This window comes from Nostoc sp., from assembly GCF_036917235.1.
GTDB lineage: Bacteria > Cyanobacteriota > Cyanobacteriia > Cyanobacteriales > Nostocaceae > Nostoc.
Genome location: NZ_JBALDU010000109.1, coordinates 36,402 through 59,287, shown reverse-complemented (window position 1 = coordinate 59,287; position 22,886 = coordinate 36,402). Strand labels below are relative to the sequence as shown.

The following is a 22,886-nucleotide window of genomic DNA, read 5'->3' as shown; positions in this document are numbered from 1 at the left end:
TACCGAGTTAAGTGAAGCAATGATTTATGGCTCATTGATTCGTCTGATGGTCAAGCGAATGGCATCTTAAGCTTTTGTTTACGAATCAGCTCTTACAAACCAGCTACTAATAACGAAACTGGGGAAACCGTTATTCGCGGACATAAACTTTACTGGCATAAACTAAATGTAGAGCGTCGAGATATAGAAGAGACAGATACACGTAAAATAGAAAAAGCGCGATCGCAGTATACAAGCATTAAACCCATTAAAGCAGGTATCAGTTTTAACTTTGATATCCACTTTGAGAACCTGAGCAATATAGAACTGGGTACTATCCTGTGGGTATTGAAGGTTGCAGCAGAGCCAGAATATTGCCTTTCGTTAGGTATGGGTAAACCCCTGGGTATGGGTGCGGTGAAAATTTCTCACCAGTTACATCTGAGCGATCGTACTTCTCGCTACTCGTCATTATTCAATGAAAAACAGTGGTTGACTGGAGAAGAAGACCAAAGTAATACTGCTTCAAAATATTTTGATTGCATAAAAGCCTTTGAAAAGTACATTCTGGATAATATTCATGATGATGACCATCCACAAGGATGCAAAGCAACAAAATTAGCAGAAATACCTCGTATCCAAATGCTTTTAGCTATGTTGCGATGTGATAATCCACCATTAGCTGAGAATACTCGATATATGACTATCGAGCCTAATGAATATAAAGACAGACCTATTTTGCCAACTCCATTACAAATAATGGATATACCAGATAATCGCAGATGTAAAAATCAAGATATACCCATCATCAAATTACGTAAGGATAAAAAATCTGAAAAATTTCAAGTGGGACAAATTATAGATGCAAGAGTGACAAAGATTAATGGTATTAAAGTAACTTATGAAATTACGAAAACAGTGCAAAAGCTAACAGAAAGAGAACCAAGAAAAGCTGCTTTTCTTCAAGAGGAAGAGACTGTCAAAGTCAAAATTACTGCTTTAAAAGAAGACGGTAGTATTAAAAATGTAAAACTTGATGATTGATCCTGCTAAAATCCTTAACCATCAAAATATCCTTATGAGCGCACCCACAGGTTCAGGCAAAATAGAAACTACAATTGCATCCAACATCTTCCCTATAAAACTGGGAGCATCCCACTTTTTTGCCTGTCATTGCGAGCGCAACGAAGTGGAGCGTGGCAATCCCATCAACTGGTGCTTAGTAAGAGATTGGGGGATTGCTTGTCTGCGACACGCACTTGCGTTCGTCGTCCCTCCTCTCTACGAGACGCTGTTCGCGAACGCAATGACAAGTTATTCTCTGATCGCAAAGTAAAAACTGGGATGCACCCTATAAAACTTTCAACATTGACAAAGAAACAAGGGGAAAAAGAACTCATACCCCTTGTCCACACGGTTTCAATAATACTGTTTTCAAAGGTAGTAGTTTATGGCGACATTAAGGGAAAACTCTGCTCCTTTTGCTAGCTACGATATTACAGTTTTTCAAATTTTCAGCACCTAGCTTAAACATATTAAGTTACTTCACTTCGCTAGGTTCAAATTTAGTTACCTTACCTTTCTTAATTGCTACAATCACATCATAATGCGAACAGTAAGCGAATGTGACATCATTAGCTTTGTTATAAAGATTAACTACATGACCTGCACCACCTACTTGGATACCGATTGGTTCCAAGTCACCAAAGAAGAAACGACGCAGTTGATCGCCACTACCAATTTGACCCTTACTTTTAGTAAGCAAGTCTAATTTTTGTGCTACAGACATTTCTTCGGCTGCTGATGCCTGGACTAATGAAGGATTGATCGCCTTTAATGGTACGTCCCAAACTGTGAAAAAACCAACCAAGGCTACGCTTGTAAGTAAGGGTGCAAGTTTCATTTGTTTCTTCTCTTCTTTGTTTTATCCTGAACATCCCAAGCATCTCAGGCGGCAGTGAGAGCTTATTGAAACTAAGCCACTATTTTCATGAATTTATCCTTTGAGAAAATTTAGTTAATTCTCAGGATTTTCTCAGGTAATTATGGTTACTCAAAGTCACAGGATAATTTAAGTATTTTCTCAACAAAACCTCATTTTTAAGTGCGTGAGGGTAACTTAATATGATGAGCAATGCTTTCATTGCAGTGATGTTATTGTGACTAGACCCAAAAGACTACATCGCCAAATCCATAGAATTTCAGGACAAACATATCTTTGGCTAGCAATGCTAATTTTTGGAGCATCTAGCGCCGTTACTCGGAAGCTAACAGAAATTGGTGCTCAACATTTTATCGGTAATGCCTACGGCGGCAAGCTACGCAATCCGATTTCTTTGTGTAATGTTTTATTTGTGGGAAACCTTTGCGCCTTGATACTTCTGATCCTAATCTATGGGCGACAGTGGAACAAAGCTACTTTGAAGCAACTCTCAAGGAAGGATTGGGTCAGTCTAACAGCAGTGGCTATTTTATCAGGAGCGTTAGCCCCTGGTTTAGTTTTCCAGGCACTGGCACTCACAGGGGTGAACAATGTCATCTTGGTGGGACGTTTGGAACCGCCTCTAACTCTGGCTTTATCAGTCTGGTTATTGAGAGAACGGGTAAATATTTGGGAATTTATTGGTGCGATCGCAGCTTTTATTGGCGTTATCCTAACTATTATCCTTCAACCTCCTACAGAAACCATGATGAACATGGGAGGTTTCGGTTTAGGTATAGGGGAATTTTTGGCCGCAGCCGCATCTGTGGCCATAGCCGCTTCTACGATTATTAGCAAAAAACACCTTTCGCAGATTCCTTTGGGAATCTATAGCATTTTTCGGACTGCACTTGGGACTGTAATCTTTTTCTTCATTGCTTTAGTCCTCTATGGCAAGGATCATTTTGCTGATGTTCTCTCACCATTCTTGTGGCAGTGGATGTTTCTCTATGGCGGGTTGATTGTGGTGGTAGGCCAGTCTTTTTGGGTTAAAGGCTTGAAAACTACCACTGTATCTACAGCTTCCCTAATTAGCTCATTTGGCCCAATTGTGGGAATCATAGCAGCCTATTTAATTTTGGGTGAAGCCCCTACCCGACCTCAATATATTGGCGGTAGCTTGATTTTAGGAGGTATATTCTTGAGCCAAGTTGGCACCAAGCATCAGACTTCTAACATTGCGTCTGACAAAGTGAGTTCTACTCCAGCACAGCAACAGGTAGAAACTGGTATGGGATTCAAGGGGATTTGAAGGATGAAAATTCTAGATAGCTAAAGATGTGATTTATCGCCGTCAAGACAAAAGACTGAATATTGTAGAGACGGCGATTCATCGCGTCTCTTACCTTAACCGAGCAGTATTGCAAGAAAACCACCCATCCCAAATAAATGAAACCCTTGTGGTATATAAATTACAAATTACAAATACAAATTACGAATTCTGCACAGGGGTAGTAGTATGTCAAAATAAAAATACCCGATACATCAAGGTGAGCGATCGCTCCCAAAGCTAGATTAAAGGATTGACCTGAGCAATGGCAGACCCAACCAATCACAATCAAGCGGGAGAAGTAGCTCCCAGCACTGTTGACAAGCAAGCTCCCAGTGTGGCTGAAGAACACGCTCCTAGTACAGACTCACCCGAAGCCACAGATCTTCCTACTGCCAACGCGCCAGATCCTAAAGCCGCAAACTCCGAAGATAGTCCCAAAGCTGCTAAACCAACTGCTGTACCACCCAAGCGAGAAAAACCCGCAGCCGCAGCTAAAGCCGCAACAGGAGAAAAACCAGCTGCTGGCGAAGCAACAGAAGAAAAACCCGCCGCAGCTAAAGCCGCCAAAAAGGAAAAAGCCCCATCTGTTGAAGATAAGCCATTTGTAGAGTTCATTGAGCAAGACTACTTGCCAGCTTTACAAAAAGCGATCGCTCAAAAAGGTGTGCAAGATTTACAGGTGTCTTTTGCCAAGCAAAAGATGCCAATCACTGGCTTTGAATCCACCGAAGAATGCTGGCAAATTATCGGCAGTTGGTCAGAAATTGGTAAGCGTCAGTTTAACCTGTATTTCCCCGATGAAGATATTCAAGGAAAAAAGGGATTTTCTTGTAATGAAGGCAAAAAACCTAGCACTCTTGAGTCATTCTTAATCGATGAGCGCAAAATTACCCTCGATTTGTTGGTATATGGCTTAGTTCAGCGCTTAGATGGTCAAAAGTGGTTAGGTAGAAATTAGTCATTGGTCATTGGTCATTAGTTTTTAACAAAGGACAAATGACAAATGACTAATAATAATTAAAGTTCGTGGAAATGGTAGGTAACGGCTCCAGTATTGGGGTCGTTATCGATTTTTACATAACCTGATTTGTACATCTCTTTGAGAGTAGCTTCCACTTCAGCAAAGCTGGCTCCCGTAAACTTCACGCCTTGAGTGACAGTTAAAAAACCACCCTTGCTTTCCGCCGCTTCAATCAGTTTCATCATGAGTTGGTTGCCTGTTGATCGGTGGACTTGAGAAGCAACTACTGCTTGATTCAACGGCACACCAAAGGGAGATACACCCGCTTTTAATCTCAAGTTGTGTTCGTATTCGTTAACCATATTGGGGATAAAGAATAAATCCACGAACTGCCCTATACCAAACACACCACCAGTCAACAGCCATAACAAACCAGTTCCGATCTTGCCATTGTAGAAACGCTGCAATCCTCCCACCCCCATAAATCCGACTGCACACAAGATATAAGAGACAAGAAGTCGGTCTTTCTGCTGCTGATTGTTTTCAAGATTCATCTTGTTTTCAACCTTTTGGATTTACTCTTGTTGTTTAAGATGGTTTTTTCGGACTGTTTTTTATACTAAGTCCTAATAGCTAGACTTACATCTTGCACCAGTTGCTTTCTAACAATTTTCGTAATAGACAATGCTGTTCTTATTTGAAGTTGTGGGCACTGTCTAATCTCCAGTTAGCGAGAAATGTGCAAAAAATAACTAAAATACTCAGATTTTTTCAGTAATTATGCTACTCATGGATTTTTAATTTTAAGATGCCCAACGTATTAATAGAACCCCATGAATTTATTGTAGTAACAACCAGAGAAAATTACTGAGATAGTAGTGCTTTGAGAATCAAGAGGTGAGTGCTACTCCACTTGAACGAGATAATGCTGCTTGCCGAACTATATTTATTTGACTACCAATCTGCGATTTTTGATTCCGCAAATATTGAATGATTGTTGCAACTCTTAATGTTTTGCTTATAAATTTCTCACCCGCACCTTGGTAGACTGAACTTTATACAATTGGATTATTGTGGGCTGTTACGGTTTGCCAGAGCATTTCTGGTGAGGCAGTCCGGTCTTCTCCCAAAGAGAGAGGCTCACACCAACAGGGTTTCCACGCCAGTTGCTTCTCCCAACGGGAGACGCTGCGCGAACAAGTCGGCACAGCCGCCCAACGCACTGGCTCCCCATGAGGAACTGCCGTTACCGTGGCGGTAGAGACGTAAGAGCGTCACCCGAAAGGTCTACTTAAGATAATAAAGACGAAAGAGAAATCAAGACATGGTAGATTCCCTCAAAAAACCAGGCTTTGAAGAAATCCGGCCAGGGATTAAAGTCCCGGCAAAAGAAACCTTGTTAACACCTCGGTTTTATACTACCGATTTTGATGAAATGGCCCGGATGGATATCTCCGTCAACGAAGACGAGTTACAAGCCATTCTCGAAGAGTTCCGCACTGACTACAACCGCCATCACTTTGTTCGGGATGCCGAGTTTGAACAATCCTGGGATCATATTGACGGGGAAACTCGCAAGTTGTTCGTTGAATTTCTAGAACGTTCTTGTACGGCAGAGTTTTCCGGCTTTTTGCTGTATAAAGAACTTGGTCGTCGCTTGAAAGGAAAAAGCCCTGTTTTGGCAGAGTGTTTTAACCTGATGTCACGGGATGAAGCGCGTCACGCTGGCTTTTTGAACAAAGCTTTGTCGGACTTTAATATGTCCCTAGATTTAGGGTTTTTGACTAAGAGCCGCAGTTATACCTTCTTTAAACCAAAATTCATCTTCTACGCTACTTATCTTTCTGAGAAGATCGGTTATTGGCGCTATATCACCATTTATCGCCATTTAGAAGCACATCCCGAAGATCGGGTTTATCCAATCTTCCGGTTCTTTGAGAATTGGTGTCAGGATGAAAACCGTCACGGCGATTTCTTTGATGCGATCATGAAATCTCAGCCGCAAATGTTGAATGATTGGAAAGCACGGCTATGGAGTCGGTTCTTTTTATTATCAGTGTTTGCGACCATGTATCTCAATGACATCCAACGCAAGGACTTTTATGCCACCCTCGGATTGGATGCACGAGAATACGATATCCATGTAATTCAGAAGACTAACGAAAACGCAGGTCGGGTATTCCCACTGATGCTGGATGTAGAGAATCCAGAGTTTTATGAGCGGTTGGATGTTTGTATAAGCAATAATGAAAAGTTGGGTGCGATCGCTAACTCCAACACTCCTAAATTCCTGCAATTCTTCCAAAAACTGCCGCTTTACATCTCCCATGGCTGGCAGTTATTACGCCTGTACCTGATGAAACCGATTGATACTGTTTCTGCTCAAGGGGCAGTTCGTTAAGTCATAACAGATTTGCGAAAGCTTTGGTGGTTCTGCTGATTGCAGAGCCACTTTTTTTGTCCTTACTAGGATGTCAAGTAATTAGTACTGCGATCGCTAATTTCCTGTTAGGCAAAAATCGGAGATAGTTGGTTAGGTGTAGTTTGGTAATAAAAATACCTTGAGTTAAGCTGATTTTTCCATTCTGATTACGTCTGGAGTCAGTGTTTGATGCTTGGCTGCTTCTGCCTCGTAACATCTGAGAATCAGTGATGTCAGCTTATCTAAATCATCGACAGAGGAAATAATTACTTTTGATGCGGCATCTCCCAGAGAAGCTGTTACTTCCTGCACTTCAGAGTTTGAAGCTAGCGACTTTACTTCATCTACACTTAGTCGAGTAACAAAACTTTTTTTCTGCGAAGACAGATACAACCGCAGAAACCACCAAGTACTTTTGCCAACAAGATTGATACCAAAGTATGAAACAGTATCTTTGTATTGGAGTTGATAATTGTAACTCGTTGAGGTTTGCGTAATTGCTTTAATTTTTTCAAAAGCTTCGATTTCTTCAGCAGTTGTTACTACTTTTGATTCTTGAGGATCTGGTTGTATATCCCCTGCTTCAATATCTATGTCTATTGGAGGTTCAACAGGCTGATCTATTACTGGAGTAAGTGAGCGAGTCATTAACTCTACTAAACTTCCCTGAATCGACTTTTTAACAATTGGTTTGAATTTATCAATAATTTTACCAGTAATTCGACCTTTAATTTCATAACTAGGAGCAACTGTACCAAGTTCAGTCACTAAAAAGCGAACAAATTCTTCAGAAGGAGAACGTAAAAGATTTCCTAGAAGTTGAGTCATGCCTTTTACATAAACCATTTCCTCAGCATGGTTGGTAATAGCTGTAACCTCAAAATTATCGCGGTGAAAGAATTTGAGGTTATCAATATCTTTGGTATCATATTCCAGGATGTTAAAAGTAAAAAATGGCTCCTTGTCCATGACATTTGTTTCACGCAAGTCTGTAAAAAAACGGTATTCAATACCGTTAGTGACGATAGCTACTTTTGTTGTCGAAAGTGCATTAAAATATCTGCTCAATTGTCCATCATGTGCCTCAGCTTTTTGACCACGGGCTTTTGCTTCTACGAGCATAACTTTAGTACCGTTAATAGCTAAGGCGTAATCTACCTTTTCAAACTGCCCTGCTTTTTTAATAGCAAAATCTGCCACGTATTCCGGTATTACTTCACTAGGATCGTAGACATCGTAGCCAAGAACACTCAAAAAAGGAACAATCAGTGCCATCTTAGTAGATTCTTCACCAACAACTTGGTCAGCCCGCTTACGCACTTGTTCAGATAGCTTGGTAATATCTTCAGTGAATGCCATCTTGTTTCCTCCTGGTAGATTAGTGAGTATTTATACGTCTTTTTTGTAAAATAAGAGTGATTTTAAGGTGACGTAGTACATTTGAATTGAAAGTGTTAGTGCGATCGCCTTTTTTATCACTCCTAATAAAAGTATTCCCAAATAAGTACCAGCCTGTAACACTCATGACTTGTTCACAGGTACAAGGACATGGGTAATGAATAAAAATAAATCAGAATGATTTTTTATGAAGCTTCAGCCTATAGCGATTCTCAAAAAAATGCTCAAGCTATAAAGCCCACGGATGAATTCGCGGGCTTTTTAATACAAGCTAACTTGCCGTTGCTGCTTTGAAATGGAAATCTTTGCTCTTTCTTTTCTGCGAGACACGCAATAGGCACATCAAAATATTGCTGAGTGAATGAATTTTACTTTTTACTCAGCAATATTTTGGTGAGAAAGCTTTTCGTGAGTTTCTACGGATATAACAGAAGCCGACATTAGGATACACTGGCATTTAAATACACCGGAAGTTCATCAGCGACTTAGTTTGTCGCTTCTGGTGACTTCCTTCCTAGTATCTTATTGCTTTTGGCTGTATGAAACTTACTCCAATCTACGGTAAGTCTCCCTGAAGAAGGTTTTTTAGCATCTAAAACGACTGCCACTGTTTTGAGGCTATAGCCTTAGAATATTTACAAGCTTTACTTACGAATTAGCTCTCTCTAGATAAAAGTACCATTTTTACTGTGTAAGCTGACATTCTACCTGTTTCATCCAGATTTGTGTAGCTTATTAACAAATCAACGGATTCATTAATATTAAGCCTGCTTTACTATTTAGTTTCTTAGCCAGACCTATTAAGACAGCTAGAGTGTTCATTTCACTTTGTTCAATAGCTTTTAGCCCTTATCGCTCCCATGCTGACCCATCACCGCAAGCCCGTGTGCTTATCACTGATTTCCACTGACCTACCGATCTGGTCTGTTGTCGAAACTGCCGCGACACTGTATCAAAAAGATACCGATCGATTTCATTTACTGATGACCGCACCGCCTTTAATTAGCTGCGAAGTGGAGAGTGTCATAAGTCCAGAAGACACACTTCCTCAAAGCAAGAGCAAAGCTTACGCTCCTAACAGTCCCAGAATTTTGTGGCTGGAGATTTCCCCTTACCGAGTCATCATGACTATGCAAGGTAACGCTCAAGTGAGTTACCGTCACTTTTGGGAACAGGGTGTTTATGGTATCAGTCGCTATTGGTTGCCAACTGAGTCATTGCAACCTAACGATCCGATTCGTTTACGAAATTTTACTCGTAGCCTAACTCTCAACGGACATCCTTTACCAGAGAATTTGCGGCTGGAATATGAATTGTGGGCAGAAAAAGTCCAATTAGGATGCTACATACTGAATTTGGAAATTAAACATTGATAGGCGTGGAGAGTGAAGAAGAGAACAGGGCAGAGCTTACAGGGTATAGATTATTCCCTATAACCTGTCACCTGTCACCTCTCCCCTAATCTCAATGCCCAATCCCTCTTAACCAAAATAACTGGGTTGGTTTCCTGGTTTCCATTTAATATTGCAACCAACACTCGGCTTTTGCTCGCTCGTAACAGGTTTACCCGCTAGCACTGCTTTAATGGCTGCGCGTAAATCTGCACCTGTTACAGGTTTACCGTTACTGGGGCGGCTATCATCTAATTGTCCCCGATAAACAAGTTGGCGTTGATCGTCAAATACAAAAAAATCTGGTGTGCAAGCTGCTGTGTAAGCCTTCGCCGTTTCCTGGCTCTCGTCATAACATAAGGTAAAATTAAACCCTTGTTCTGTTGCAAATGCTTGTAACGACTCTGGCGCATCATCTGGGTAATTTTTTGCATCGTTAGCACTAATAGCAACGATCGCTAAATCACCTGTAAAATAATCTCTTCCTAACTGCACTAATTCGTTTTGGACGTGTTTTACAAACGGGCAATGCCGACAAATAAACATTACCAATAGTGCTTTTTTATCTGCAAATGTGGAAAGTGAGGTTGCCTTTCCAGATACTACTTCCGGTAGATTAAAATCTGGCGCTTTAGTGCCTAGCGGCAACATAGTTGAAGTAGCTAAAGCCATAGTTCACCCAATATTTTTACGCTGATAACAAAGCCGTTAGTTATCAGTATATTCCATAGAATAAATAGTGATGCAGCAAGCCGATCTCTGAGGGCAATTAATCAGAGCTATTTGTCAGCGTTCCAGATTCAGTTATCTTGAAGTTATCTGTAGGGCAGTATTATTGAGGTTGTCGGTGGAGCGTAGTTTACCGCCGCAGGTAGACGCACGTGGACTCGCTACCGCTACGCTATCGCCCTGGTTCTAGAAGAGGAAAAATGCCAATGCCAGAAAAATCAGGGCTGTTCACGCCAGTTAAACTGGGTTCGCTTGACCTTCCCAACCGCATCATCATGTCTCCGATGTCCCGTCTCCGGGCAACTACTGAATGTGTACCTACCCCCCTAATGGTCGAATACTACACCCAGCGAGCTTCGGCGGGACTCATTATTACCGAAGGCACGCATCCAAGTCCAATGGGGCGAGGTTACACAAACTGTCCTGGGTTGCACAACGAGGAGCAGGTTGCAGGTTGGCGAAAAGTGACAGATGCAGTTCATGCTGCTGGAGGTCGGATATTTGTGCAACTGATGCACGCTGGACGGGTGTCGCACTCCTCCCTATTACCTAACCATGCCCGACCGATCGCACCTTCGGCTGTCCCGGTGGAGTCCGAAGAAGTTCACGTTTGGGATGGCAAAGTCCCTTTCGAGATACCCCGTCCGTTAGAGTTGTCCGAAATACCCGAAATAGTAGAGGAGTACCGCCGCTCTGCGGAACTCTCTATTGAAGCAGGTTTTGATGGTGTGGAACTTCATGCAGCAACTGGATATCTACCCAACCAGTTCCAAGTCAGCAGCTCCAACAAACGCACGGATGCCTATGGTGGCACATTGGAGAATCGAACTCGCTTCACGCTCGAAGTAGTCAATGCTCTGTGTAGCGTCCGGGGAGCGGAGCGGATTGGGGTCAAGATTGCCCCCGGCTTCACAGTTAATGACACATTTGATGACGATCCTGCCGAAACTTACACCTATGTCGCAAAAGCACTCAGTCCATTGGGTTTGGCATACTTGCACGTGGGGTATGACCGAGGTTACGCCAGAGGAACTGCACCGAGCTTTAACCCCATCGATCTCCTACGTTCCGTTTACCAAGGAACACTGATAGCTGTGGGTGGGTTTGATCGACAACGAGGTGATGAAGCAATTACAAGCGGGCGGGCTGATGCCATAGTTTTCGGGCGACTGTTCATCTCTAACCCTGACTTAGTGGATCGGCTACGGCTCAATGCCCCCCTGAGCGAAGGTGATGTCAGAACGTTCTATGGTGGTAGCGAACATGGCTACACAGACTATCAAACCCTGTCGCAACTCTATTGAGTGGCATCACAATGCCAATGCGAGTTGTGTTGCAAAAACTTTTTAAATTTAACGTGTCGCGGAAGTCCCCACCTTCAATGTACTCATAAGGTGGGGATTGTGAGCGGGGGATGAGGATTGCATCTGGGATTGATTTTTTACGCAGTAAAAACAAATACTGGATGTATGACGAATCCCTAAAATTTTCTGGTAAGATATACGCTGTCTTGACCATCAATGCCGTAAGCGAAAACCAAGCTAATAGGTATATGTTGCAAGAGAAAGATTTGGGTCTTGGGGACCAGGACTCCTGCCCTTGGAGGGAATGTCAGACCAAAAAAACTACAGAGTTTTAGAGGCTATTCCCGATGAATTGGGAAGCTCAGACTTCAGCCGTAGGCAGGTCTGAGTAGTTCACTTAGAAACCACCTTCAAAATACTTAAAGCCACCGCCTCCGCTACCTTGATACCATCGATACCAGCCGAGAGAATTCCCCCTGCATATCCCGCGCCTTCACCAGCCGGGTAAAGACCTACTGTATTTAAACTCTGATAATCCTCTTTGCGTTTAATCCGAATCGGTGATGACGTGCGGGTTTCCACTCCAGTCAACACGGCATCATCCATCGCAAATCCTTTGATTTGTTTGTCAAAAGCGGGAAGTGCTTCGCGGATGGCGGCGATCGCATAATCTGGTAAACTCTGACTCAAATCGCCCAAGTGTACCCCAGGTGTATAAGACGGTTTAACCGTACCCAATGCTATAGAGGGGCGATGGTTGAGAAAGTCACCCACCAACTGCCCTGGAGCTTCATAAGTCCCACCGCCTAATTCAAAAGCCCGTTCTTCCAAGCGCCGTTGAAAGTCAATCCCTGCTAAGGCATTTCCCGGATAATCTTCGGGTGTGATGCCCACAACGATCGCACTGTTGGCATTACGCTCATTGCGAGAGTATTGGCTCATCCCATTGGTGACAAGTCGCCCCGGTTCTGATGCAGCTGCAACTACCAAGCCCCCCGGACACATACAAAAACTATATACGGAACGACCATTTTGGCAGTGGTGAACTAGTTTGTAATCGGCAGCACCTAAAAGCTTATGACCAGCTTGAGCGCCAAAACGACATTGGTCGATGAGAGTCTGGGGATGTTCGACCCGAAAGCCGATGGAAAATGGTTTCGGCTCAATGTAAACCCCGCGTTCAAATAGCATTTGAAAGGTATCACGCGCGCTGTGCCCTACTGCCAGAACTACATGATTGCTGGCGATATATTCCCCATTGGCGAGGGTAACTCCCCGCACTTGTCCATTTTCGATGTTGATATCTTCCACCCGGCTTTCAAAGCGAATTTCGCCGCCGAGGGATTCGATTTTGGCACGCATACTTTGGACGATTCCCACCAGTTTGAAAGTGCCGATATGCGGTTTGTTGATATAGAGAATTTCTGGTGAGGCTCCGGCATTGACGAGTTCGGTTAGTACCTTGCGTCCATAATGCTGAGGATCTTTAACTTGACTGTAGAGTTTGCCATCGGAAAATGTACCCGCCCCGCCTTCACCAAACTGGGCATTAGATTCGGGGTTGAAGTCTGATTTTTTCTTCCAAAAGCCAAAAGTATCAGCAGTGCGATCGCGAACTTTTTTGCCACGTTCTAAAATGATGGGACGGAACCCCATTTGCGCCAGCATCAAACCCGCAAACAAGCCACAAGGCCCAGTACCAATCACGATGGGGCGAATCGCCAAATTGCTTGGTGCTTTTGCTACTGGGCGATAGCTCATGTCTGGCGTGGCTATCACATGAGGATCTTTTTTCAGGCGCTTGAGTAGATGGGTTTCCTGAGTTGTTTCTACATCCAGAATATAGACAAGAGCGATCTCTCCTTTCTTACGAGCATCGTAGCTACGCTTGAAGATGGAATAACCGATCAATTCTTCGTCCCTGATTTGCAGCTTTTTGAGGATGGCAGTCTCGATCTCATCTTCAGGATGATCGAGCGGGAGCTTTACTTCTGTTAGGCGTAACATAGCGACGAGAAATTCATACTGTCTATCAAAATCTTAATCAAAACCATCTTATTTTAGATTTTAAATTTTGGATTTTGGATTGAAAATTCAAAATTTAAGAATATCTGAGTGCGAATTTATGTTGAGCGGAGTCGAAACACAGCATCTCCAATAGTTGCCCTGAATTTATACTCGCTCCGCAATAAGCAAGCTACGCAAAATAAAATCAGAAATATAGATATACTTTAATCTTTAGCCCAAAATTTAACATATTTTGGGCTATTTTTATCGGATTTTTCTTAACATTCAACACTTTTGGTCTAATGGATTCTATAATGCAAGCGTTACAGACCTCTTTTGATCGCAATGACACGAGTGCAACTTGTTTATCCAAAAATTCCAGATAGCAAAAATTGTCCTTGGGAACGCTGCATAGCTTTTGAGAAATATGATGGTACAAATCTTCACTGGGTTTGGGAATTGGAACTTGGGTGGTATGCCTTTGGTACGCGTCGGGATCGGTTTGATTTAGATGATATGGGAATTGCACAATTTAACAAAGCGCATCCAGGTTTAGAAGAAGCTACTGAGATTTTTAACAGAGACTTTGCTAATCCTTTACAAACACTATTTCAAGAAAATTTAAATTATCACTATCCAGAAATTACCGTATTTACAGAGTTTTTTGGGACTAACTCCTTTGCAGGGATGCATCGAAAGGATGACCCGAAACAACTGATTCTCTTTGATGTACAAACTGAGAAATGTATTATTGCTCCCGAACAATTTCTCCGAGATTTTAGTTACCTAAACATTGCACAGGTTGTTTATCGCGGTAAGCTAACAGGTCAATTTATTGATGATATTCGAGAAGGCAAATATGGTGTATCAGAAGGTGTTATTTGTAAAGGAGGTGGGAGCGATAGTAATAACGTATGGATGGTGAAAATTAAAACATATGCTTATATGAAAAAATTACAGCAAGCTTTTAAGGATGATTGGAAGACATATTGGGAATAAAGCAAATTGCACTATCCATTTTCCCTATTCGTGCAACGGTGAATTTCTATTGCTTCCGTCCGTATGCATAAAACTTCTTCTTTCCCCCCTGCTCCTCTGCACCCAAGAGCCAAATAGGGTTTCGTCCTGTTGATACTGCGATCGCAAAACAACTACGGTAGCCCTATCTCTTCATACTCTTTTTTTGGCGAAGGTATTGCTAAAATCCAAAATTATTTGACTTTTGACTTACCCAAAGGGGCTGACAGCCGCCTCTAACATTTGTATTGTCCCAAGTTCAGCATTTATTTCCACTTCTACACCAATTGGCAAGGTAAATTTATCTTTAATATGACCAATCATGGAACCATACCAAGCAGGAATACCCAAAGGAAGTATGTGTTGTTGCAATACTTGCATTAACGTAAATGACGGTTCATCTCCAAGACTACATTTAGTACATTGCCCAAAGATAAAGCCAGCAATTTGATTTAGTATCCCAGCAGTTTTTAACTGCGTCAGCATTCTATCTATCCGGTAAACATCCTCGCCAACTTCTTCCACAAATAGGATGCTTTTGTTCCAAGGAGGTAGATAAGGTGAACCTACCATTGCTGATAGTACTGATAAGTTTCCACCTACAAGTTTACCCCTTGCCTTTCCTGGTGCGATTGTCTCCAACCGTACTTCGCTAGAATTGAGATTTTGCATAGTTACCGCTTCACCATTAAATAGGATGCGTTTAAAGTAATCTACTGTAAATTGATTCCAGGTAGACGTAGCAACTGGCCCATGAAAAGTAATCATTTGACTACGGGCATTAATTGCCAACAACAGGGTAGTAATATCGCTGTACCCGATGATAATTTTTGGATGGGAACGGATCAGCGAATAGTTGAGTAAGGGTAAAATGCGATTGCAGCCCCAACCACCACGCATAGGAATAATTGCTTTGATGGTGCGATCGCTAAACATCAAGTTTACATCATCGGCGCGATCGCTATCTTTTCCCGCTAAATAGCCATAACGGTCTAAAATATGCTTCCCCAGCTTGACTTTTAACCCTAACTGTGAAATTGATTTCCGCGCTGCTTCGATGTCTTTAGCGTCAACGATACCCGCAGGGGAAATCAATCCTACGGTATCGCCAGCTTGCAAACGGGGCGGCTTACGGGTGATGTTCTGAGATGGCTTACCTTGGGCGGTAAGTGTTGGTATTTGGGTAGCTAAGGTGGCGAGTCCACAGGCTGCAAGAAATTCCCGACGTTTGATAGTCATAACCATTCAGTTGGGGATTAGGGATTGGGATAGTAGCCCCGGGTTGGGTTGCGCTTTGCTTAACCCAACCTACAATTTTTCCTAACCCAAGTGTATTGAGTTATAGCAAGCGTAAATCATTCGTCTACAACAAAATTCCTGGCTTATTAAATAAGTCAGGCTTTGTTGGGTTGCGCTTTGCTTAGAGGTTGTTTGAAAAGTGTTTCGCTGTGACTTTAGGCACTTTAGATCCCCCCTAACCCACGCCAGTCGCTCATGGGGGAAACCCCCAGACGCTCGCGCACTCGCTAACGCTGCGCTATCGCCCTTGGCGTCTCCCCTTGGGAGAAGACCGCGCTGGCTCCCCTTAAAAAGGGGGGAACCGGAGTCAAAGTCCCCCAATTTATCGGGGGATTTAGGGGGATCTAAAACTTTTGATACCGACAAGAGGACTTTTCAAACATCCTCTTAACCCAACCTACAATTTTTCCTAACCCAAGTGTATTGAGTCATGGCAAGCGTAAATCATTCGTCTACAACAAAATTCCTGGCTTATTAAAGAAGCCAGGAATCTAAGCCTTTAGATTTTCACAAATCAAATAGGATTGCTATATGTAAATTTGGATTGACTAATTTCACTCGTGAATCATGCGGCGAAGATCGTCAAGAGGTGATTCTGGTTCAGTGATTTCTGAATTGTTGCTGTTAGTTATTTGTAAATCTTCCTCTTCAAGATAAAATTCAACGCTTATTTTAATTTTCACTTTCCCCTTTTTCCAGCTTGGAGAACCTAGTGTTAAAATTTCGCAATCTGTGCCTTTCTGAAACCAATTTCCATTCGGAGACTGTTTTCTATTTATTCCTTGCCTACTTAATTCTTGATTCAATATAGATTCTAACGTGGAGTTAAATGAGGTATCCATTGCTTGTTTAAATTTAGCAATTTTATATGTGTTGCCTCCAAAGTCCAAAACATCACCATCGTTACACTCTATTTGCTTAAATTCATCTTGCATATCAACCTCAATTTTTGAAATTTTTCTACTTTACACAAAACTGTAGTTAGTGAGCGTTTTAGCACTCACTAAAAGCTACAATTATCTCAAATATGACTTGAGATTAAAATTAAACCTCTTATACCACATCTAAAACCAAAAACTCATTCTTAGCAAACTTACCAACAGTATCAAATGAATCACCAATGACAGGTAAAAGACGATCGTATAATTGCATCGCCTGTAAACAACTATTGATACTAGAAGCTGCTGAATTATATGCTGCAATATTTTCTTCAACAACATTCAACAATCGCCGATTATTCGCAATTTTTTCTTCAGCTTCTTGTTCCAATGTTTTCTCTAAATAAGCACGTGCCTGTGGGTATTGCTGCAAAATCTCATCTGCTTGCTGATTTGCCATTGGTATCAATTGAGTTTTCAATGTTTGATTAATGGTTTGACGGAAAGATTTACGAATAGTATGAGAAACTTTTGGTTCAAAATCTAACTTCAATAACTGCCTAATTGCTGGTTCTGCTTCCACGATACTTTCAGCGTCGTAACCTTGAGAAGTTTGTGATAAAGTTTGGCGAAATTGATATATAGAAAAAGTGCCTTCATCGTAAAATCTAGGGCTTTCTCGCACAAAGCGATCGCACTCTACACTAGCTGCACTTACTAATGCTTGAGTAACTACTTTTTCTAAATTTCTGATCTCTTGTTCAATTCCACCATCATTATCTAATAAACGATACAGTTGGCGATAATATTCTGACTTGCGAATCTTTTCAACCAACCGCTGAAAATAATTTGCAACTACTTGCTGAGAAGATTCAACCAAAATATCTTCTAATTGATTTGCTAAGTAATAAAATGCCTCTACTAAAATAGCAATTAAAGGTGCGGTAGCGTTGCGAGGATGGCTAATGGTTGCACGTCGATAAGCAGAAGCTACAGAAAATGTATCTAGCAATTCATCTAAGCGGCGAATCATTCGTGATTGCAATTGCTTAAAATCTGCTTCAAAAGCATCACAAGAATTATTAATTACATGATTAACTTCTTCTTTTATATGCTCGCTAAATTCTCTCCCAATTTGCTGGAGTTGCTGATTTAGACGTTGTAACTCTTGCGCCTTCATTGTCTCAATTTCTTGGGGCTGACTATCTAAATCGCGTTGGATACTCTGATAATGTTTTTTGAGCTTAATACAAACATCTTCCAAATCATCAGCAAGATTTTTAAATAATTGTGGACGCTTTTCTTCGGTAAGATAGCGAGTAATAGCTGTACGAAATTCTTCAGTTCCACTATCTTGAATTAACTGTTCTATCAGTTCATTTCCCCACTCTCCCAGAATCCGCACATAATTTTGATTTGGAGTTTCAAAGCCGTTCACAGAAACACGGAATCTACTGGAAGATAGCTTTTCTGAATTTACACAGTAGTTGTTAAACGCATAGACAAATTGTGGAGTTTCTTCTTTACCATCTAAACCTTTAATACTTTCTGCAAAAACAGAATCTAAACCAAATCTATCTTGTGGGTTTGTCTGTCTAATCTGACTACCATAAAATCCTAATAATCCACTGGTTTTATAAACCTTCCTGGAATTGGCAAATTGCCCACTAATTAAATCGTCTAATCGTTGCCGTAGCTGGGTATTATACCAAGTTTCATCGATCCGGTTGAAGACATAGAAAACGCGATCGCGTACTCCCCCATTCTCGCGCATTAATTCTAAAAGTTCGGTTTCTTCTTTTGTCATGTCACCCGCCGAAGCAGATTTTAGCACACACACCACCGCCGAAGTATCAGGATGTTGAATTTTGGCATAAGTTAGTTGGGCATCTTTCTCTACTGGCGCATCTATCCCAGGTGTGTCAATAATTACATTACCATCTTGTAGCAAAGGATGATTACAGTAATATTCTATTCGCTTCAACACGGCACTATTACTACCACGGCGGGCATATCCAGCCGCTTCCTTAAGGTTAGAAAAGTTAAATTGCTCCATTGAATATGTAGCATTATTAACCGTGTAGATGCGATCGCGGTTTGCCATATATCCCTCTAGCAACAACATTAACGCCTTCGCCTGTTTTGCACGTTCTGATTTACTCTCACCACCCTCCTGTTGAATAATCGCTTCAGAACCTTGACGTAGCAGGTTAATTACCTCGGCTTGGTTAATATTAGTGACTGTCTGAAATCCTAGTTGCTGACACAAAGAAACTGCTTGTTCTCGAATTTCGGCTTCACTTAAAAACGTCAAAACAACACGTTCTTTATCTACTTCTGCATACTCGATTTTGCATTCTGTACCTGTAGCGTGTCCCTCTGCACTGTAGAGTAATTCCCTTTCTAATAGTGCATTGATTAGCATTGATTTCCCAGCACTAAAAGCACCTGCAAATACAATTTCAAACTTCGGAGAAATCGCCTTACTTAAAGAAGTTCGTATATGTGTAATATCTTGGGAACGTAGCGTTGGTTCTTGTTGTAAAAGTTGTAATATAGATTCAACCCGATCTTTCAAACTTTGGCACTGAAGCGGTAAATCTGACATATTCAGCATCCTGACAATATTTATGTATATCTTAGTAATATTTATTATTTTGATGGTTCAGTAAAATCCCTGAGAATTTCACTATGCTTTAGCTGCTGGATAATCTCTACGCCCCTACTTAGAACACGGAACTTCAAGCATAAAACCTTAAAGCCCACTCGCTGACTAACAACAAATAAACACAGGATAAAATTATGGCTAATTCATCATTCAACCTGCTTAACCTCCAGGGCGAACGCATCTTATTTACTAATAAAAACTAAGAAAGATTTCAAAATGACATAAATAATTGTAGAAATTGAGTGAATAATAAACAAAATAAATCAAATATTTTCTCAAGTTGTGAATTAGCTTATCTTGAACTGAACGGCTATTCATTAATACTAAAAATATTCAATTATGGGGTAAATAAAAGCATATTTATCGAGAGAATAAATAAACCTTTCATATAAAACATTCAATTCAAGTTTTGATATACTGTTTTAAGCTAACGCTAAAACACTTAATAAATAGTTGTTATCCATCGCGGCGAGAAACTGTTTATTTTTGATTCCTCGTTTGACTCGCTTCTCTTTACCTAAAAGATTGACTGCAATTTACCGTAATACTGCAAAATTCTGTGGAGCATTGTCTTTCCTAATCCGGCAGTCATCTTCTTTTAAAGCAACATCCAACACCCAATGTAATGAGTTTTCTATACCCCAATGGCTACGAACAGCATTAGAAAATTCTTCAGCATTCTTGATAAGGCTACTAATGAAATAACGAGTTTCGACTGTTGTTTTACCATCCGATAAGCAGATGGACTCTACCATCCCAACACTGCTAAACTTTGACCACACTGAATCTGGATCAAGTTGTAACCCAATTCCAGCTAACATTACGTAATTGCGAATTTCATGACGACCATGCCCTGTTTCTTCTGTCGTTATGATATCCATTAAGTTATGCCGCTTCGTTCGATCTATTCGTGGGTCTTCTATTCCCAAAAAATGGTCAGCAATTGTGATTTTTGGCTTCAGCTTCATAGAGAGGAGAATAAGAGCGTAATTCTTCTTTGGAGCTTTTATGAGAATATCACGTTCTTTAATGGCAACGGTCGGTTGCCTCTAACCCACCCACCCCCATCATAATGATTATCATTCCTTTGCTAATTGATGTTTAACTTTCTAAAAGTACTATGGGGTCTAGCTTCTGGTGCTTTCTACTTTTATCTATGCTCATCAATATTTAGATGCGTTTGCCCTGGTTATGGATGGAAGAAACAAGTCAAATCCTCTTGCTTTCTGCCTCCTGCCTTGTTTCTTGAAAGAGGGATAATTGAACAAACTAAATGTTGTGCTTTATATTCTTCTTTTAATTTGTGCGAATAGAAACACTGGTGTAATATCTTGAATACTACCTTCATTAACGGCAAGTATTTTATACTTGAATTTGGCTGTAATTCCCCTAATTTTTTGATTTCTTCTGAGCTATTTTAGGTTCCAAATTAGAGTAATTTACAGTTCTAAAAAGTATAAGTGCCTGCTAGAGCTTAATTTATTTCCACACCTTTAAGTCTTTATCATAGTGGTAGGTCAAGCCGTTCCTAGTAGTGATAGACTCACCTTTACTTGCCTTACTTCTAATCGTCTTAATGGAATAGAAGGTTAATTCAGTGATTTCTTTATGAGAAAGTTCTACACTTTTAGATTTTTGAGTCAATATCTCTGATTGATTTTGGGATTCATTATTAGGCAAACTGTCTATAGGAAGGCGAGTATTTTCAGTAGAGTTCTGGGTAATTATTTTTTGATTTTGATAATCTTGCACTGTCAAAAGTTGCCAACTGGAATCTTGTGAAAGTTCCAGAACCCATTGATGATAATTAAATAGACTTTCTCTATGCCCAACGCTAATAAATGTTGTTTTCGTTGCTTGTAACTGTTGATATAAACTTCCTTCATTTTTTAAATCTAAAGCACTTGTTGCTTCATCTAATATGGTGAACCTTGGATGAGTAACTAATAAGCGTGCGAAAGCAAGGCGTTGTTGTTCTCCCAATGACAATATATTCTCCCAAGGAACTTCTGTATCAAAGCCTTCAACTCGACTTAGCAAATTTTGCAGATTAACTTGTCGCAAAACTTCTTTGAGTTCTGCGTCAGTCATTTGGCGATTAGTTTTAGGATAGAGTAACTGTTCGCGCAAAGTACCCAAAATGATATAAGGACGTTGGGGCAAAAACAACACTTCTTCTAGGGGAGGTCGCACCAGACGACCTTTCCCCGCATTCCACAAACCTGCGATCGCTCTTAACAAAGAACTTTTACCTCGACCACTAGGCCCCACAATCAATAAACCTTCTCCAGGCTGAACAGCAAGTGATAAGTCTTCGACAATCACCTGTTCATAGTTGGGTGTTTGTAAAGTGACATTTTCAAAAGCGAGATGGTTTTCTTCTATTGTCTTAATTGTACTGACATTTTCTGGTTCTTCAGTTACTTCTTGTAGCGCATCTGAAAAATCAGATAACCGTTTAACGTAACTAGAAAAACGTCCAGAAGTTCCAAATTCATTAATCAATTCTGCCAAAGCATTAGCAAACAAGCTACAGGCTAAAGAAGCTTGGCTAATTTCTCCAAATCCCATTTCACCTCTAATATCTAAAGGACCAAATATAATAATGGGAAATATTTGGATTACAGCTTGATAACCTCTATTAAAGATGTCTTTATTTCTTTCCCAAACTATCTTACGTTTGACAGTTTTTATCAAATTATTAAATCGGCGTTGAATGATATTTGATTCTTGGTTTTCTCCTTGAAAGAAAGCTATTGATTCAGCATGAGTGCGAACATGAGTCAGCGCATAATTGTAGTCAGCTTTCAATTCGAGTTCTTCTTGATTAATTTTATTAAATTCTTGAGTCAAGTAAACGGCAATTAAATTACCTATGATTGTATAAGCCACTAAAATGATTGCTACTTGCTGAGAAATCGACCAAAGAATTATTAAAAAAGCTATCATTTCTAGTATTTTCTCTAAAAAAGTAGCTGAAAAATTGAGCGCGCTATTGGCAATAGGTTCGATTTCTTGAGATAAACGTTGATCTGGATTATCTATGTCAGATGTAAAATTTATTTTATAATAAGCTCGGTTGCTGAAATATTTTGCTAAGACGTGATTATTGAGCCATTGATACCAATCTAGAGCGATTTGTTTTCTGACAAATTTGGTAAACCCTACCAAGAATGTTACAAAGACAAGAGCTATACTGTAAATCCATAATGTATTAAAAAATTTAGTAAAATCTTTTTCTTTAGTGATGATATCGATTAAATCACGGCTAATAAAACTATTAAAAACACTTAAACTTACGAGAGTGATGATTAATAAAATTAGGAGAATTAGCATCCCCCATGCGCGAATCACATCTGAAAATGCTCTTTCTCCTGGCGAGGTTGGATACCAGTAAGCTCCTGCGATCGCTTTTACATCTTCCCAAAATTGAATAAAAGCTGAAAAAGAATTTGTTGAAGGTTGATTTTGGACAACTTGAGTTTGCATATTTTGGAAACAAAATAAATTTTTTTGCGCTAAATAATTAAGTACTGAGCATTGAGTCAAAAAATTCAGCACTCGGTACTAGGAAGCATA

The 22,886-nt window shown here is 40.6% G+C and carries 18 protein-coding genes and 1 pseudogene; 8 read left to right on the top strand and 11 right to left on the bottom strand.

Annotated features, from left to right (window positions below):
* Positions 1-327 precede the first annotated feature (327 nt).
* Positions 328-1,023, top strand: a complete 696-nt coding sequence (locus V7K44_RS31295; protein WP_334937693.1) for a hypothetical protein — start codon at positions 328-330, stop codon at positions 1,021-1,023.
* Between the two features lie 496 nt (positions 1,024-1,519).
* Here V7K44_RS31295 and V7K44_RS31290 read toward each other — a convergent pair whose 3' ends face one another.
* The gene (locus V7K44_RS31290) at positions 1,520-1,882 is read right to left on the bottom strand and encodes a hypothetical protein (RefSeq protein WP_104906199.1); all 363 of its coding nucleotides are present in this window, start codon (positions 1,880-1,882) and stop codon (positions 1,520-1,522) included.
* 256 nt (positions 1,883-2,138) lie between these two features.
* Here V7K44_RS31290 and V7K44_RS31285 point away from each other — a divergent pair, with 256 nt between their 5' ends.
* Genes V7K44_RS31285 through V7K44_RS31275 form a run of 3 tightly spaced genes read left to right on the top strand, consistent with a single transcriptional unit; the run spans position 2,139 to position 4,191 of the window.
* Positions 2,139-3,212: a DMT family transporter gene (locus tag V7K44_RS31285; protein WP_334937691.1), complete on the top strand. Its 1,074-nt coding sequence runs from the start codon at positions 2,139-2,141 to the stop codon at positions 3,210-3,212.
* Between the two features lie 28 nt (positions 3,213-3,240).
* The gene (locus tag V7K44_RS31280) at positions 3,241-3,474 is read left to right on the top strand and encodes a hypothetical protein (RefSeq protein WP_334937689.1); all 234 of its coding nucleotides are present in this window, start codon (positions 3,241-3,243) and stop codon (positions 3,472-3,474) included.
* A 21-nt stretch (positions 3,475-3,495) separates the two neighbouring features.
* On the top strand, positions 3,496-4,191 hold the full coding sequence (locus V7K44_RS31275) for a DUF2996 domain-containing protein (RefSeq protein WP_334937687.1): 696 nt from the start codon (positions 3,496-3,498) through the stop codon (positions 4,189-4,191).
* Positions 4,192-4,250: 59 nt separating this feature from the next.
* Here V7K44_RS31275 and V7K44_RS31270 read toward each other — a convergent pair whose 3' ends face one another.
* Complete coding sequence (locus V7K44_RS31270) at positions 4,251-4,748, bottom strand: TM2 domain-containing protein (RefSeq protein WP_334937685.1); 498 nt, start codon at positions 4,746-4,748, stop codon at positions 4,251-4,253.
* A 586-nt stretch (positions 4,749-5,334) separates the two neighbouring features.
* Entirely contained in the window at positions 5,335-5,472 is a 138-nt protein-coding gene (locus V7K44_RS31265) for a hypothetical protein (protein WP_334937684.1), read from the bottom strand.
* A 46-nt stretch (positions 5,473-5,518) separates the two neighbouring features.
* Here V7K44_RS31265 and acsF point away from each other — a divergent pair, with 46 nt between their 5' ends.
* Positions 5,519-6,595, top strand: coding sequence for a magnesium-protoporphyrin IX monomethyl ester (oxidative) cyclase (gene acsF / locus V7K44_RS31260; RefSeq protein WP_334937682.1), 1,077 nt, complete (start codon positions 5,519-5,521; stop codon positions 6,593-6,595).
* Positions 6,596-6,760: 165 nt separating this feature from the next.
* Here the strand turns inward: acsF and V7K44_RS31255 are convergent, their stop codons facing one another.
* On the bottom strand, positions 6,761-7,975 hold the full coding sequence (locus V7K44_RS31255; RefSeq protein ID WP_334937680.1) for a type I restriction endonuclease: 1,215 nt from the start codon (positions 7,973-7,975) through the stop codon (positions 6,761-6,763).
* Between the two features lie 899 nt (positions 7,976-8,874).
* On the opposite strand from V7K44_RS31255, the gene V7K44_RS31250 reads away from it, so the two are divergent.
* The gene (locus tag V7K44_RS31250) at positions 8,875-9,387 is read left to right on the top strand and encodes a hypothetical protein (protein ID WP_094348271.1); all 513 of its coding nucleotides are present in this window, start codon (positions 8,875-8,877) and stop codon (positions 9,385-9,387) included.
* A gap of 108 nt (positions 9,388-9,495) precedes the next feature.
* Here the strand turns inward: V7K44_RS31250 and V7K44_RS31245 are convergent, their stop codons facing one another.
* The gene (locus V7K44_RS31245; RefSeq protein ID WP_334937678.1) at positions 9,496-10,077 is read right to left on the bottom strand and encodes a thioredoxin family protein; all 582 of its coding nucleotides are present in this window, start codon (positions 10,075-10,077) and stop codon (positions 9,496-9,498) included.
* A gap of 263 nt (positions 10,078-10,340) precedes the next feature.
* Between V7K44_RS31245 and V7K44_RS31240 the strand changes: the two genes are divergently transcribed.
* A complete protein-coding gene (locus V7K44_RS31240) occupies positions 10,341-11,438 on the top strand; it encodes an alkene reductase (protein WP_334937676.1) in 1,098 nt (365 codons plus the stop codon).
* 393 nt (positions 11,439-11,831) lie between these two features.
* On the opposite strand, the gene V7K44_RS31235 is transcribed toward V7K44_RS31240, so the two are convergent.
* Complete coding sequence (locus tag V7K44_RS31235; RefSeq protein WP_334937674.1) at positions 11,832-13,445, bottom strand: NAD(P)/FAD-dependent oxidoreductase; 1,614 nt, start codon at positions 13,443-13,445, stop codon at positions 11,832-11,834.
* 345 nt (positions 13,446-13,790) lie between these two features.
* Between V7K44_RS31235 and V7K44_RS31230 the strand changes: the two genes are divergently transcribed.
* Positions 13,791-14,444 carry an RNA ligase family protein gene (locus V7K44_RS31230; protein ID WP_334937672.1) on the top strand — a complete coding sequence of 218 codons (654 nt, stop codon included), beginning with the start codon at positions 13,791-13,793 and terminating at the stop codon, positions 14,442-14,444.
* Between the two features lie 228 nt (positions 14,445-14,672).
* On the opposite strand, the gene V7K44_RS31225 is transcribed toward V7K44_RS31230, so the two are convergent.
* The 5 genes and pseudogenes from V7K44_RS31225 to V7K44_RS31205 form a co-directional block, all read right to left on the bottom strand.
* The gene (locus V7K44_RS31225) at positions 14,673-15,701 is read right to left on the bottom strand and encodes a S66 peptidase family protein (RefSeq protein ID WP_334937670.1); all 1,029 of its coding nucleotides are present in this window, start codon (positions 15,699-15,701) and stop codon (positions 14,673-14,675) included.
* Between the two features lie 614 nt (positions 15,702-16,315).
* Complete coding sequence (locus V7K44_RS31220; protein ID WP_334937668.1) at positions 16,316-16,696, bottom strand: KGK domain-containing protein; 381 nt, start codon at positions 16,694-16,696, stop codon at positions 16,316-16,318.
* Positions 16,697-16,814: 118 nt separating this feature from the next.
* Positions 16,815-19,247 carry a dynamin-like GTPase family protein gene (locus V7K44_RS31215; protein ID WP_334937666.1) on the bottom strand — a complete coding sequence of 811 codons (2,433 nt, stop codon included), beginning with the start codon at positions 19,245-19,247 and terminating at the stop codon, positions 16,815-16,817.
* Positions 19,248-19,729: 482 nt separating this feature from the next.
* A pseudogene (locus tag V7K44_RS31210) lies at positions 19,730-20,275 on the bottom strand (ISAs1 family transposase).
* 511 nt (positions 20,276-20,786) lie between these two features.
* Entirely contained in the window at positions 20,787-22,796 is a 2,010-nt protein-coding gene (locus V7K44_RS31205; RefSeq protein WP_334937663.1) for an ABC transporter ATP-binding protein/permease, read from the bottom strand.
* Between the last annotated feature and the right edge of the window lie 90 nt (positions 22,797-22,886).

What these genes read in the sequence shown, in the direction of transcription:
- V7K44_RS31290 (WP_104906199.1), bottom strand. Translation starts at nt 1,882, where the DNA reads ATGAAACTTGCACCCTTACTTACAAGCGTAGCCTTGGTTGGTTTTTTC.
- V7K44_RS31275 (WP_334937687.1), top strand. Translation starts at nt 3,496, where the DNA reads ATGGCAGACCCAACCAATCACAATCAAGCGGGAGAAGTAGCTCCCAGC.
- V7K44_RS31270 (WP_334937685.1), bottom strand. Translation starts at nt 4,748, where the DNA reads ATGAATCTTGAAAACAATCAGCAGCAGAAAGACCGACTTCTTGTCTCT.
- acsF (WP_334937682.1), top strand. Translation starts at nt 5,519, where the DNA reads ATGGTAGATTCCCTCAAAAAACCAGGCTTTGAAGAAATCCGGCCAGGG.
- V7K44_RS31255 (WP_334937680.1), bottom strand. Translation starts at nt 7,975, where the DNA reads ATGGCATTCACTGAAGATATTACCAAGCTATCTGAACAAGTGCGTAAG.
- V7K44_RS31250 (WP_094348271.1), top strand. Translation starts at nt 8,875, where the DNA reads ATGCTGACCCATCACCGCAAGCCCGTGTGCTTATCACTGATTTCCACT.
- V7K44_RS31245 (WP_334937678.1), bottom strand. Translation starts at nt 10,077, where the DNA reads ATGGCTTTAGCTACTTCAACTATGTTGCCGCTAGGCACTAAAGCGCCA.
- V7K44_RS31240 (WP_334937676.1), top strand. Translation starts at nt 10,341, where the DNA reads ATGCCAGAAAAATCAGGGCTGTTCACGCCAGTTAAACTGGGTTCGCTT.
- V7K44_RS31235 (WP_334937674.1), bottom strand. Translation starts at nt 13,445, where the DNA reads ATGTTACGCCTAACAGAAGTAAAGCTCCCGCTCGATCATCCTGAAGAT.
- V7K44_RS31230 (WP_334937672.1), top strand. Translation starts at nt 13,791, where the DNA reads ATGACACGAGTGCAACTTGTTTATCCAAAAATTCCAGATAGCAAAAAT.
- V7K44_RS31225 (WP_334937670.1), bottom strand. Translation starts at nt 15,701, where the DNA reads ATGACTATCAAACGTCGGGAATTTCTTGCAGCCTGTGGACTCGCCACC.
- V7K44_RS31220 (WP_334937668.1), bottom strand. Translation starts at nt 16,696, where the DNA reads ATGCAAGATGAATTTAAGCAAATAGAGTGTAACGATGGTGATGTTTTG.
- V7K44_RS31215 (WP_334937666.1), bottom strand. Translation starts at nt 19,247, where the DNA reads ATGTCAGATTTACCGCTTCAGTGCCAAAGTTTGAAAGATCGGGTTGAA.
- V7K44_RS31205 (WP_334937663.1), bottom strand. Translation starts at nt 22,796, where the DNA reads ATGCAAACTCAAGTTGTCCAAAATCAACCTTCAACAAATTCTTTTTCA.